Origin of the sequence: Pseudobutyrivibrio sp. JW11, from assembly GCF_900115355.1 — a bacterium.
In the GTDB taxonomy this organism is placed as follows: domain Bacteria; phylum Bacillota; class Clostridia; order Lachnospirales; family Lachnospiraceae; genus Pseudobutyrivibrio; species Pseudobutyrivibrio ruminis.
This window is the reverse complement of sequence record NZ_FOWB01000006.1, coordinates 1-14,141: the sequence shown is the minus strand read 5'-3', so window position 1 is coordinate 14,141 and position 14,141 is coordinate 1. Positions and strand designations below refer to the sequence as shown.

Sequence of the window (14,141 nt, the reverse complement as noted above, 5' to 3'; positions counted from 1 at the left end):
TGTCCTCCTTGTTAAAAATTATTCTTCTGTTTCTGTATAGTCGAAATCGCTATCATCTTCTAGATATAACTCTTCGTCCTCTTCCTCTTGATCAGCAAGCTCATTGATAATATCCTCATTGCGAGAAATTGATGAAGATAAATCTACATCAACATTTGAGATGTGAGGGGTATCTCCATTAACAAGGATTTGCACTTGCTTGATATTATCCAGTTCTGTCAATGAGTTTACAATTGAGTACACAGTAACATTTTCAGTGACACCTGTTACTGTAGACTCAATAGCAGCGTCAAAGTTTACTATACACACTCCATTTTCTGAAACAGAAATTGAGTTTAATTTTGTTCCTGGTGGAATTGCTGAAAGAAGCTCATCGGAATCAGGCCCCTTCAGTAATTGTTCTATGACAAGTCTCTCAATTGTAACATTACGACTGTAGTACACTTCTCTCGTTTCTGCCACTGTAGACATACCATCTGCACTAGCAAAATATAATGTAAGATTTGTAGAAAGAAGCGAGTCTGTCTCCTGACCAAAATCCTCGATGAAAGTATCTGCAGTCATTGCACCAATGCTATCGCCATTTGAATCAGCAAGTGGCGCATCATTTACGTAGATAGAAACAGATTCTACACCATCGATTTGCACTAACGTTTTTACGATAGCTGCTCTAACAAGTATCTCTGTATAAGTATCTAACGAATCATAGCCGCCAACTAAATACAGACTAAGGTTTCCATCATTAATCTCCCAGCTTTTAGCTTCAACCTCTGATGGGATTGTATTGATGTAGTCTATGTCATCTGGCGATTCAGCCAACTCGTTGATAGCCTCTTCCACCATTTCTGCAGTGTCATCGGACTGGAATGTATAAGCAGTTGGAACGATTCCAGCTTTGTCAGATTTCAAGTAATAGATCTGATAGTCCGACTCTTCATTCTTTGAACCACATGAAACCATAGAGAGTGCTAATGTAATTGTAAGAATTAAGCTAAGTAGTCTTTTCATTAGTGCACCTCCTTTTCAATGTAGTTGAGAGGAATTCGCACATCAAATGTAGATCCTTCATTAAGCTTTGAACGGACCTTAATTTCACCATTGTGCATAGCAATGGCGCTCTTGGTAATTGCCAAACCAAGACCTGTTCCACCAATTTCTCTAGAATGAGATTTGTCTGCACGATAAAATCTTTCAAAAATATGTTCCACTGAATCCTCAGGGATTCCAAGACCATTGTCTTCTACCTTGATATAGAAGAATTGATGATCCGAGTTCAAAGAAATATGAACCCATCCACCTTCGTTATTATATTTAATAGCGTTTTCAACAAGATTTGTAACTACCAGTGTAAACTTAACTTCATCAACTTCAGCAACAACTGGTCTGAAGGATTCATATACAACCTCAATATCAGACTTCTCTGCAATAGGCTTAAGTCTCTTTAAGATATGCTCAATAAGCTCGTTGATATTTACGGCTGTAACATTAAGCTGTGCACCGCTCTTATCCATTCTAACAAGACTGAGAAGATCATTGATAATCTTAGTTTCTCTGTCAATTTCATCACCAATATCAAGCATGAATTCCTTGTACATTTCTATAGGTACATCTTCTGATCCATTTAAAGAATCCGCCAAAACCTTCATAGATGTAAGTGGTGTCTTAAGCTCATGGGATACGTTTGAAACAAACTCCTGACGAGACTCATCTATGGAATGTAGTTTACCAATTACTTCGTTGAACTTAGAAGAAATATCCTGTAGCTCTGTGAATGAATCTTCCTCCGGCATCTCACTTGTATATTCACGAACAATAGCATCCAACGACTTAGACATTCGCTTTATTGGCTTTGTAAAATGAATATGAGAAAATACCGCTACTATAAGTGTCAATGAAACAATAATGATCTCGCCTATCAACATGTAAGAAAGGAAAGTATCTTCATTTGTAAGGATGTAATCCATTGATTTGTTAATAACCAAAACACCTACAGTCTCCCCCTCTGAGCTGGTGAGAGGAACTGTAACTATAAGATAATTGGTCAACTTATCATAGTAATACAATGACTGTCCCTGCATTGAATAAATGATATTTTCCCAAATAACAGTCTTTCCCACATCTGCAGAAAAAGAATCTCTCACTATCTTTAATGTAGAGTTCACCACAAGAATTCGACCATTGTAACTCTCCGCTACAGCCTTAAGCTGGGTGTCAAGAAGTGAATTCTCATCACCTGTAAGATAACCACTTGTTACTATTTGATTATTGTAGGAAATGGCCTGTGCCATAAGATTTGTGGCATCAGTTCTGATTGAAACTGATTCATATGCACGCATAGAAATAGGCACGCAAACCACAAATGGAATGATGCCTACGCAAATGATAATAAATGCTATTTTAAAACCTATACTGCGAAAATAACCGTGACTAAATAACTTTTTCATTAACAACCCACTTTACATATAATAATAGCCAACGCCCCATTTTGTGCGAACGTATTTTGGCTCCTTTGGATTTGGCTCTATCTTTTCTCTAAGACGTCTAACATGAACATCTACTGTTCTTTCATCACCAGGATAGTCCTCTCCCCAGATAGTATGGAGCAAATCCTCTCTTGAAAATACTTTCTTAGGATTTGTGACAAGCAAAAGAAGCATGTCAAATTCCTTTGAAGTAAGATTATATTCAACACCAAGAATTGTAAGACGGCGATTACTCTTATCTAATACTAAATCGCCATTTTCTACGATATTTTCCTCAGCTTTATGATCAGTAGCAACAGGCTGTCCCAAAGCTGCTCTTCTCATAATGGCTTTGATACGTGCTTTTACTTCAAGGATGTTAAAAGGCTTAGTAATGTAGTCATCTGCACCATATTCGAGGCCAAGAATCTTATCCATATCGTCACCCTTAGCAGTAAGCATAACAATAGGAACATTAGAAAACTCTCTAATGCTTTGGCATACCTCAAATCCATCAAGCTTTGGAAGCATAACATCAAGAAGAATCATATCGTATGAATTGGCTGAAGCTAAATCAAGAGCCTCCTGCCCATCATATGCACAATCCACTTCCATGCCATCCTGCTCAAGTGAAAATCTAATTCCCTTTACGATTAGTTTTTCATCATCAACTACTAAAACTTTTTTAGCCATAACAATCCTCTATACTGTTCTTTATATTTTGATAAGTGAATTAATTTGGTTGAAAATACCATCGCCAATTCCTGAAACATTTTTAATATCCTCTACCGAAGAAAAATCTCCGTTAGCCTCTCTGTAGGATACTATCTGTTTTGCTTTAGCCTCCCCTATTCCAGGCAATGACTGAAGCTCAGCGGCGCTGGCTGTATTAATATTGACAAGTCCGTCGTCCTGCTGTGACGAAGCAATCATCTCTTGCTTTAACGCTTCGGATTCTTCTACCGTATATACGTATAGCTTCTGTCCGTCCTCAAGCACTGATGCCTGATTGATGTCGCTATCATCTGCTGAATCTAACAGACCTCCTGCAGCTTCTATTGCTGCATAGACTCTGGAGCCAACTGGTAATTCATATACATCTGGATTTTCAACAGCACCTGCAACCTGAACAAAAATAGTTTCCGGCAATAATTCCTCAACCATCTCGTCCTCTTTAGGTGTCTCTTCTGTGGAATCCACAAGCTCCGTTGATTGAAAATATGATGCTTGACCGCATCCTGTAAATAAAAAAATGCTACAACAAGCAATAAATAAAAATCTCTTCATGTAATCTCCTATAATTCTCTGTAGGAGACTCCAATATCGTCCTGCTTATTGTAGCTAATTTTTCCATATATTACAATAGTTTTACAAAATATCGAAATATTAAAATATTTTTGACATAATTTGACTATCACCAGTAGCATAGTCGATTGTTATCCCCGGTTGCACATTGTAACAATATACGTTAAACATGACACCGGCTCCCTGGTCTTCCACTGAGTAGGCTTCCATCTGAACACCGGAAGCCACCAAGTTATCGCCTTCGAATACAGGTGTGACTCTATACAAAACATGATTACCTGTCTCTTCTACATATTCAGCCACCTCATTTTCAAAAGGAAGCATCCCCTCCACATTTAGATATCTAGTCCCTGTAATAAGATTCTTCTCATTGGCATTTTCTCCACTTAGCTGATATCCAATGAGATGGCATCTATTATATAGGTAATTTCCATCTACATATTCATGATAGTTTACAGTATGCCATCCACTAGGTTTTACACTTCCTATTTCGCCTCTCTCTTCTGTAGGCATAAGTTCCTGACAAATATTTGCATATGCCACTCCGCATCTGCCTAAAGAATCCAGTTCACTATATGTTTCAAAAGCATCAGTACGAGTCAAATCTTCCTCTGAAAAATATGGGACATTATCATTTACAACTGAATAAGGACTATCAGTATAATCTTCATCAAGTTGAACTTTATCATTTGTATCATTACCTGCATTGCTAGTTCCATAGTACAAATAATCTGCTATGCATAACACTGATACAATCAAAAACATATATAGTTTTTTCTTTTTCATTCTTGTCGCTCCTTGTTGTCTTGTCTTATATCTAATCATAACATATGATACAATTCCAATATCAGACTTGACATGAAAATCAAAGGATATACAACGTTGAAGGATTTTGAAACATTAAAAGAAAAGTGCATAGATGAAGTTACTCATCTTGGAATCAAATTAGGAAACATTTCTTCTTGGAAAATTAACACTAGAGCCAAAACTCGTTGGGGACTTTGTAAATTGAATCCAGATGGTAGCTACTCCATAGAAATAGCTGCCAGACTTTTAGAAGATGATAGAATATCCGAAACTGCCTGCAAGGAAACTATAATTCATGAATTACTTCATACCTGCAAAGGCTGTATGCGTCATACTGGAAAATGGAAATATTATGCAGAGGTTGTAAACCAAGTGTATGGATACAACATAAAACGCGTTACTGAAGGCAGTGAGAAAGGCATTGAAAACTACGAAAGTAAAGAAATGAATGTAAAATATGTCTTCACCTGCGGCAACTGTGGTGCCACAATCTACCGCAAGCGAGACTCTAAATTCACTAGATATTACAGATACTATGGATGTGCCAGATGTGGCGCTACAGCTTGGTCTAGAAAAACTGTAGGCTAGTACATTTTCATCTCTTCTCTAAATATAGACAAACAGCATACATATCATCAGGAATCCTATATTCTAATGCACCATTTTTTAGAGAAATCTGCTCATCCTGATATGAATAGTAATCCGCAATGTAATAATGACTATTAACATCAAGTTGGACTTTTTTACCTTTTGCCTGATTAAAGCCATGTATTACAATATAAGCATTCTTCTCGTCGAGACTCTCTCTAAGTATTGCCTGCCAGCCTTTTGGATGACGATAGCTACTTATCTTATCTCCATAAAAATAAGTCTTTCCATCTTTGATTATTGGAGAGATTTTCTTATAAAAAGAAATACCTTCATCTATCACCTTCCACTGTAATTCGTCCAATGAACACACGTCACCTGATAGGCACATTCTTCCTAAAAACGTATTTGCGATAGAATAGGCTATTCGCTTCAATGAATCTTCCTGTCTTATAACTGCCCAGATTTGGCTTTGTCTTGGCAGAATCACTCTGTGAAGATTTGCCGCAATAATAGGAATTTCCGAGCACTCATGGGCATCTGAAAATGAGGCCATGCTACAAAGCGACATCATCAATGGTTCAAGTTTATGTCCGCCAGAAGCACAGTTTTCTAATATTATTCCAGGTATTTCTTCTTTTACTTTTTGGATGAACTTAATAGAGTACTCTTGATTTTGGCGAAGACCTTCTCCCAAGGATTCAGCCCCATCACATCCGATTCCAACAGTATCATTGCAATCCATTTTCATGTATTCAAACCCATACTGTTTTAATGTACCAATTACTTTTTCTCTTAGGTATTCCTGCACATATTCCTGACGCAAATCCCAAAACCTTCTCATAGTAGTTGTTAATGGATATCCGTCCCGCTTTAGCAAATGTTCTGTATCATTATAGGCTTTTGATTTTTCTCCCACATTGTCTATTTCGAACCATATGCCCGGCTTCATTCCAGCATCTTTAATAACCTGAACAGTCTTATCTAAGCCATCCTTAAAGAGTTCCTTTGATACCTCATAATCTCCCATAGACACATCCCATGGAATCCCCTCTTGCTTATACCAACCGCAATCAATTACAAAATATTCGAAGCCCATGTCTTTAATTTTATTAACTATCTCGCATATGTTTTCATGACTTGGATTTCCCCATGTGGTGCAATATTCGTTAAACATCACAGGCAAGCTCTGCTCTGACTTCGGTCCTTCATTCACTACACTGTTTAATGACGAAGTAAGACGACGATATACTTCTTCCTCCTCATCCTGACATACAGAAATAATTGCTTCAGGAGTATAAAACTCTTCTTGTGGCCTTATATTTTTAGACCAATGTCCATACTCACGATCTGCTATACCGCCTGAAATTTGAACGTAATCCCCTCTTCTATAAACCTCCATTTGCCATGAAGCATTGTGCATAAGTTGAGCACCCCAAAAGATTTGGTTCTTAGAATCTTCCAACACCATAATAGGGAAGAACTTATTAACTGGAAGTGATCCGATAGACCCGAATCTTTCACATCTGACAGCGTGACCTCCCCATGAAGGCTCCAGTTGAAGATCTTCGAGAGAAAGTGTCTCCTTTCTTCCTTCCATGCTCCAAACACTGCGAATCCTATGAAGCTTTAAAGTATCAGCACCATCTTTATCCATCAACGGAGAAAGTTTGCCTAATGAAAAACTTGAGATTGATTCCAAGGATACTTCTTTGTCACTATTATTCTTGAAGCTAGAATATGTTCTAATAACCTTTTCACCTTCTGTATATTTAAGATGATGACATAATAAGTAACCTCTTTCATCTTCCAACAGAGTTTTAATCTCCGTTGTATCATCTACAATTTTTACGCTTTGCTCTTTATATTCAAATCCAGTTACTGAAGGACTTTGACGCATCGTAACACCAGGAGCGTAACCGCCATTATATGTATCCCCCATAATCTTAATTTGAACCAGAGAATCAATATATGGTTTTTCTTTTTGGGAATCCATGTCCTTATATTCGATTCCAGCTGGCAGTAAAACAAGTTCTACATTAGCTGTATCTTCATCAATAAGATATGTTGCCTTCATATCCCCCAAAACATAAATGTTTAAAATATTTTGCATAGTTATTCCCCCAATTTAAACAAGCATATAAAAAGCACCGCTTTCATTATATCTGAAAACGATGCCTTCTGTTTACACAAATTGCTCAAATACTTTTTCAATCTTCTCTTTGAACAAATCGATGTCCTGTTCATTTATCACAAGTGGTGGAAGCAAACGTAGTACATCAGCACCTGCTGAAAGTACAACCAAATGCTGCTCTAACAATGCTTTACTAACAACTTCCTTCACTGGAATTGTAAGCACAAGTCCCTGCATCAAGCCCATACCTCTTCGTTCTGTAATAAAATCGTATTTATTAACAAGATTATCAAGAACCTGCTCCAAATAAGGTGTAATCTCCTTTACATGGTCGATTAGTTTATAATCCTCAAACATATCAAACACTTGAGAAACTGCTGCAGTACAAAGTGGATTGCCACCATAGGTTGTGCCATGATCTCCCGGCTCCAGAGAGCTCTGGGCCACCTTGTCTGTAACGGCAAATGCTCCAATTGGAACACCGTTACCAAGTGCCTTTGCAGTGGTGAGAACATCAGGCTTAATACCATACTGTTGGAACGCATACATGCTTCCTGTTCGTCCCATACCGCACTGGACTTCATCGAGAATCAAAAGAATATCTTCCTCATCGCAAAGCTCACGCACTTTCTTCAAGAAAGTCTCCTCCGCTGGATATAGACCGCCCTCTCCCTGAACAGTCTCCATTATAATGGCGCATGTCTTATCACTAAGATTTGCAAGGACACTACCGAAGTCATTAAATGTTGCAAATTTAACTCCAGCCATCAAAGGGTAAAAAGGCTCTCTATAGTGGTCAGTTCCAGTTACTGAAAGTGAACCAACTGTTCTACCATGGAATGAATTCTCCATGGCAATGATTTCATAATCTCCTGGCCCCTTCTTCGTATATGCGTATTTCTTTGCAGTCTTAAGTGCACCTTCTATTGCTTCTGCACCTGAATTAGTAAAAAATACTTTGTCCATTCCAGATGCCTTTGTCAGTTTTTGGGCTGCCTCTATCATAGGTACATGATAATAAAGGTTTGATGTATGAGTAATACGTTTTAATTGAGTTGTAAGTGCAGCCTCATAATCCTCATTACCATATCCAAAAGCCATAACCCCTATTCCAGATGCGAAATCCAAATATTTCTCGTCTAACTCATCATATAAATACACACCTTTTCCATAGTCAAATATAACTGGAAATCTATTATATACGTGTAATAAACAGTTATCCGCTGCCTCTATATATTCCTTTTTATTCATTGTAGTACCTCGTGTCCTTATCTCCGATAATTGCTGTTCCAATTCCCTTGTTAGTAAAGATTTCAAGAAGAAGGCAATGAGCTATTCTTCCATCCAAAATATGCACACGGCTAACTCCCTGTTCGATGGCTTCGATGCAATTGTTAAGCTTTGGAAGCATTCCGCCACCAATGTATCCGTCCCCAATTAAATCCTTTGCTTCCTCAACTGTAAGCTCGGAAATAAGTGAATCTGGATCATCTTTATCCTTATAAACTCCCTCGATATCTGTAAGAAATGCAAGCTTCTCTGCGTTTACCGCTTTTGCGATAGCACATGCAGCATCATCTGCATTAATATTATATGTAACAAAGTTCTCATCCATTCCAATAGGGCAAACGATTGGAAGGAAATCATTTTCAAGCAAATCCATAATAATCTTTGGATTTACTTCTGTAATTTCTCCTACAAAGCCAATATCCTGGCCATCGGAAAGCTTCTTTTGAACCTTTAATAGTCCGCCATCTTTTCCAGATACGCCAACTGCATTAACACCAAGAGACTGAACATTCTGAACAAGAGATTTATTAACCTTGTTTAAAACCATCTCTGCTATTTCCATTGTGGCTTCATCGGTTTTACGAAGTCCGTTAATAAATTCAGGCTCCATTCCTGTCTTCTCAACCCAACGGCTGATTTCCTTGCCACCACCGTGAACGATGATTGGCTTGAAGCCTACAAGCTTAAGCAAAGTCACATCCTGAATAACCTGCTTTTTAAGCTCCTCATCAATCATGGCACTTCCACCATATTTAACAACAATAATCTTACGATTAAAACGCTGAATATATGGCAACGCCTCTATTAAAACTTCCGCTTTGTCCATAACCGCTAACATGCTCTTGTCCATTGTGTTTTCCTCCCAGTTTTATTATGAGCGATAATCTGCATTAATCTTTACGTAATCATAGGTCAAATCACAGCCCCATGCTGTAGCCTCTGCTTCACCTTCATGCATATCTACAAATACTGTAACAGCATCAGCTTTCATGATTTTAAGGGCCTCTTCCTCGTCGAATACAATAGGTGTTCCCTTATCAAAAACCTTTAACTCTCCATTTGCACTTTTGAAGAAAAGCTCCACGTCATTCTGGTCAAAATCTGCTCCAGAATATCCCATTGCACAAAGGAAACGACCAAAGTTTGCATCGCATCCAAAGATTGCAGCTTTTGAAAGATTGGAACCAACTATCGCACGTGCCAATGTCTTTGCATCTTCTTTCGACTTGGCATTTACGATAGTAGCCTCGAAAAGCTTGCTTGCTCCCTCTCCATCAGCAGCCATTGTTTTAGCAAGACTAGTACATACATAAGAAAGTGCTTCTTTAAAAGCTTCATAGCTTTCATCTTTAGATGTAATTTTCTTGTTGCCAGCTAAACCATTTGCCATGCAGATAAGTGTGTCATTTGTTGATGTGTCTCCATCAACTGTGATCATGTTAAAGCTATCTGCAACCACATCGCTGACTGCTTCCTGCAGAAGCTCCTTTTCAATATCAAGATCTGTGCCAAGGAAAGCAAGCATTGTACACATATTAGGATGAATCATTCCTGAGCCTTTGCTCATTCCGCCTAGCTTTACTTCCACACCATCTATCTCAAATGAAACAGCAATCTCCTTATTTACAGTATCAGTAGTCATGATTGCCTTTGATGCTTCTGTTCCTGCATTTACACTTCCATCAAGCTTTGGTGCCATAGCTTTCACACCAGCCACAAGCTTATCAACAGGAAGCTGCATTCCGATTACACCAGTAGATGCCACTGCTACAGTATCGTAAGGTACACCAAGAACCTCCTGAACACCTCTTGCTGTAGCTTCACAAGCATTAAAGCCTTCCTGACCTGTACAGGCATTTGCAATACCTGAATTTATAACAACTGCCTGAACTGGCTTGTCAGATTTTACAATTTTCATATCCCACTGAACACATGCCGCCTTTACCACATTAGTTGTGAATGTTCCAGCAGATACACATGGCACCTTCGAATAAACCATTGCCATGTCAGTACGTCCCTGATATTTAATCCCTGCTACTGTGCTTGCTGCCTCAAAACCTTGTGCCGCTGTTATGCCACCATCTATAATCTTCATTATATGTACTCCTTAACTATTGAATTTGATTATATTCTCGTCATTTAAAACGAAATCGTATGTGTTGTAATCTTCGCGCTCTCTCCATCCCTCTGCATGCCAGAAATGATTTCCAATTTCATTTCCAGAAAAGGCAACCAACTGAACCTTATTGATTCCTTCGTTTTTCAGACGAACCATCGCAGATGTAACCATAGCTTTACCTATACCGTGTTTACGATAATCCTCGTGAACACAAACATGATAAAAGCTTCCATGACGACCATCATGTCCAGCAAGAATAGAACCAACTATTTTGCCATCAACAACCGCAACTACAGATGTGTTTGGATTCCTTTTTATGAACTTTAAGATTCCCTCTTTTGAATCATCAAGGCTTCGCATTGCAAATCCATGAATTGTTGTCCAAAGTTCATAAACCTCTTCATAATCAGACTCTTCCATGGTGCGAATTTGATACTCTGTATATACACCTAAATCCATTGAAATCTTAAAATTTTCCTGTACAACCATACTTACTACCCCTATTACCTATGGGAACATTGGTGCAAAATCAAGTCCCATCTTTTCATCTAAACCAAAAATAATATTCATGTTCTGAACAGCCTGCCCTGCAGCGCCCTTAACAAGATTATCAAGAGCACCCATCATAACGATTCGGCCTGTTCTTTCGTCAATCTTGCAGCTAACATCTACAAAATTACTTCCTTCAACCCACTTTGTTTCAGGACACTCACCATACTCAAGAACTCTCACAAAGAATTCATCATCATACATGTCGTGGTAGGCCTTCATTACCTGCTCTTTTGTAGGAAGCTTTCCATCCTTTTTAACAAGTGTTGCATACTCTGTAGCAAGAATGCCTCTATTCATAGGAACCAGATGTGGAGTGAAATTAATCATAATCTCCTGCCCACATGCATAACCAAGCTGCTCTTCGATTTCAGGTGTGTGGCGATGTGATGTAACTCCATATGCCTTGATGCTTTCATTTACTTCGCAATAAAGATTAGGAAGCTTTGCTCCACGTCCTGCACCACTGGTTCCTGACTTTGCATCAACAATCAAAGTAGAAGGATCAACAAGTCCAGCCTTAACAAGTGGATATGCTGTAAGGATTGAGCATGTTGTGTAGCAACCAGGATTTGCAATAAGTCTTGCTCCTACTTCCTTATCTCTATTGATTTCACAAAGACCATACACTGCTTCATCAATAAACTGAGGACTCTTATGCTCAATGCCATACCACTTTTCATATGTAGCAACATCCTTAATACGATAATCAGCAGATAAATCGATTACTTTACAATTGCTAAGAATTTCTTCTGTAAGAACACCTGCTAAATATCCCTGAGGGGTTGCTGTAAAAATAACATCTACTTGCTTTGAAAGCTCAAGTATATTGTCATCTAAGCATTTATCATCTACCAATGTGAACATGTTCTTATATATAGAAGCAAATCTCTCATCCACATATGAACGTGAGCCATACCATACTATTTCAGCCTCTGGATGACTATATAGAATTCTTACTATTTCTGCTCCAGCGTATCCTGTAGCACCGATAATACCTACCTTAATCATAATTATGCATTTCCTTCTCTTTTATTTTTGTACAACTGCATCCATTGTATAACTTTACTTTCATGAAGTAAAGTGGTGCAGCGTAAAAATATGAATTAATATTGCATAAATATACATTGTATATTTCGGTATTTCAACGTTAAAATTAACTAAATTTATTTTTATGCTATTTTCATGTATAAATAACCCTTGAATTTATTACTTTATTGTAGTACAGTATTTTCAGACTATAGAACAATAAATTCAAAAGGAGATATACATTATGGCACAGGAAAAAGTTGTACTTGCATATTCAGGTGGTCTTGATACCACAGCTATCATTCCATGGCTTAAAGAAAACTATGGATACGAAGTAATCTGCTGCTGTATCGATTGCGGACAGGGCGAGGAATTGGATGGCCTTTCAGAAAGAGCAAAAGCATCTGGCGCTTCTAAATTATATATAGAAGATATTGTTGACGATTTCTGCGACAACTACATCGTACCTTGTGTACAGGCAGGCGCTATTTACGAAAACAAATACTTACTTGGAACCGCTATGGCTCGTCCAGGTATTGCTGCAAAGCTTGTTGAAATCGCCAGAAAAGAAGGTGCTGTTGCAATCTGCCATGGTGCTACAGGAAAAGGTAACGATCAGATTCGTTTCGAGCTTGGAATCAAAGCCCTTGCTCCAGACATCAAGGTAATTGCTCCATGGAGAAGTGACAAATGGAAGCTTCAGTCTCGTCAGGACGAAATCGACTACTGTAAAGCTCACGGCATTAATCTTCCATTCTCAACAGATCAGTCTTACAGCCGTGACAGAAACCTCTGGCACATCAGCCACGAAGGACTTGAGCTTGAAGATCCATCTCAGGAGCCAAACTACGAGCACTTACTCATGCTCACTACTCCACCTGAGAAGGCTCCAGACAAGCCAGAATATGTCACAATGACATTTGAAAAGGGTGTTCCAACATCAGTTAATGGAAAGAAAATGAAGGTATCAGATATCATCAAGGAATTAAATGAAATTGGTGGTAGAAACGGGGTTGGTATTGTAGATATAGTAGAAAACCGTGTTGTAGGTATGAAGTCTCGTGGCGTTTACGAGACACCAGGCGGCACTATCCTCATGGAGGCACACGCTCAGCTTGAAGAGCTTTGTCTCGACCGCGCGACAATGGAAATGAAAAAAGAAATGGGTGCCAAGCTTGCACAGGTTTGCTACGAAGGCAAATGGTTCACACCACTTTGCGACGCCATCCAGGCATTCGTAAAGTCTACACAGGAATACGTTACAGGCGAAGTTAAGTTCAAGCTCTACAAAGGAAACATCATCAAGGCCGGCTCAACTTCACCATACTCACTCTACTCAGAGTCACTTGCATCCTTCACAACTGGCGACCTTTACGATCACCACGACGCCGAAGGCTTCATCACACTTTGGGGCCTCCCACTCAAGGTCCGCGCCATGAAGCTTGCCGAAAACCAAAAGACTAAGTAAAACATAGGTACCCCAGGCCACCCCAACGGGGCCCAGAGCCCCAGGGAGCCAGGGTACGTCGCAGATTTATGATTATCTAAATGTGTAGTCGCCCATATTTATTAGTAGGTGTTCTTACAAAGTTTTACAATTCTATCGGTAAGGTATGGGTGGAGACGGACAAACACTACACTTAGTAATCATCAGTCTTAAACTAGCTTTGTATTTATTACTATTTGCTTTGGAGTGAACTTAGAAAAATAAAAAGAGATATTTGATATGAATTGGCAGCTGCCGCTAGGACGGCGGCAGCAGTGGTCACTTGAAACACGATGTTGAATGTGCCACGGTGCCAATACATACAAATATCTCTTTTTTAATTTTTCTTAGTAAACGGAGTAGCAAAAGTAA

12 protein-coding genes and 1 pseudogene are annotated in these 14,141 nt (G+C 38.8%); 2 read left to right on the top strand and 11 right to left on the bottom strand.

The window, feature by feature from the left end; all coding sequences use genetic code 11:
- Positions 1–18 precede the first annotated feature (18 nt).
- From BM102_RS07270 to BM102_RS07250, 5 genes and pseudogenes are all read right to left on the bottom strand, one after another.
- A complete protein-coding gene (locus BM102_RS07270; RefSeq protein WP_049960234.1) occupies positions 19–1,008 on the bottom strand; it encodes a GerMN domain-containing protein in 990 nt (329 codons plus the stop codon).
- On the bottom strand, positions 1,008–2,444 hold the full coding sequence (locus BM102_RS07265) for a sensor histidine kinase (protein WP_044934035.1): 1,437 nt from the start codon (positions 2,442–2,444) through the stop codon (positions 1,008–1,010). Before BM102_RS07265 ends, BM102_RS07270 begins: the two co-directional genes overlap by 1 nt.
- Before the next feature lie 12 nt (positions 2,445–2,456).
- The gene (locus BM102_RS07260; protein WP_033153935.1) at positions 2,457–3,155 is read right to left on the bottom strand and encodes a response regulator transcription factor; all 699 of its coding nucleotides are present in this window, start codon (positions 3,153–3,155) and stop codon (positions 2,457–2,459) included.
- 21 nt (positions 3,156–3,176) lie between these two features.
- Positions 3,177–3,749, bottom strand: a complete 573-nt coding sequence (locus BM102_RS07255) for a ComEA family DNA-binding protein (protein ID WP_074790306.1) — start codon at positions 3,747–3,749, stop codon at positions 3,177–3,179.
- Between the two features lie 123 nt (positions 3,750–3,872).
- Positions 3,873–4,415 (bottom strand): annotated as a pseudogene (locus BM102_RS07250) (DNA/RNA non-specific endonuclease); the annotation flags it as partial.
- Positions 4,416–4,649: 234 nt separating this feature from the next.
- Here BM102_RS07250 and BM102_RS07245 point away from each other — a divergent pair.
- Complete coding sequence (locus tag BM102_RS07245) at positions 4,650–5,162, top strand: SprT-like domain-containing protein (protein WP_177194931.1); 513 nt, start codon at positions 4,650–4,652, stop codon at positions 5,160–5,162.
- A gap of 7 nt (positions 5,163–5,169) precedes the next feature.
- Here BM102_RS07245 and BM102_RS07240 read toward each other — a convergent pair whose 3' ends face one another.
- The 6 genes from BM102_RS07240 to argC all read right to left on the bottom strand — a co-directional run bounded on the left by BM102_RS07240 (position 5,170) and on the right by argC (position 12,265).
- Positions 5,170–7,275 (bottom strand): glycoside hydrolase family 36 protein, encoded by a 2,106-nt coding sequence (locus BM102_RS07240; protein ID WP_090480490.1) that lies wholly within the window; start codon positions 7,273–7,275, stop codon positions 5,170–5,172.
- A gap of 72 nt (positions 7,276–7,347) precedes the next feature.
- The gene (locus BM102_RS07235; RefSeq protein ID WP_044934020.1) at positions 7,348–8,547 is read right to left on the bottom strand and encodes an aspartate aminotransferase family protein; all 1,200 of its coding nucleotides are present in this window, start codon (positions 8,545–8,547) and stop codon (positions 7,348–7,350) included.
- Entirely contained in the window at positions 8,540–9,436 is an 897-nt protein-coding gene (argB, locus tag BM102_RS07230) for an acetylglutamate kinase (RefSeq protein WP_033153932.1), read from the bottom strand. Before argB ends, BM102_RS07235 begins: the two co-directional genes overlap by 8 nt.
- A gap of 21 nt (positions 9,437–9,457) precedes the next feature.
- A complete protein-coding gene (argJ, locus tag BM102_RS07225) occupies positions 9,458–10,681 on the bottom strand; it encodes a bifunctional glutamate N-acetyltransferase/amino-acid acetyltransferase ArgJ (RefSeq protein WP_090480488.1) in 1,224 nt (407 codons plus the stop codon).
- Positions 10,682–10,693: 12 nt separating this feature from the next.
- Positions 10,694–11,194, bottom strand: coding sequence for a GNAT family N-acetyltransferase (locus BM102_RS07220; RefSeq protein ID WP_242839250.1), 501 nt, complete (start codon positions 11,192–11,194; stop codon positions 10,694–10,696).
- An 18-nt stretch (positions 11,195–11,212) separates the two neighbouring features.
- Positions 11,213–12,265 carry an N-acetyl-gamma-glutamyl-phosphate reductase gene (argC, locus tag BM102_RS07215; protein WP_090480484.1) on the bottom strand — a complete coding sequence of 351 codons (1,053 nt, stop codon included), beginning with the start codon at positions 12,263–12,265 and terminating at the stop codon, positions 11,213–11,215.
- Positions 12,266–12,527: 262 nt separating this feature from the next.
- On the opposite strand from argC, the gene BM102_RS07210 reads away from it, so the two are divergent.
- The gene (locus BM102_RS07210; protein ID WP_074790292.1) at positions 12,528–13,751 is read left to right on the top strand and encodes an argininosuccinate synthase; all 1,224 of its coding nucleotides are present in this window, start codon (positions 12,528–12,530) and stop codon (positions 13,749–13,751) included.
- The last annotated feature ends 390 nt before the right edge of the window (positions 13,752–14,141 follow it).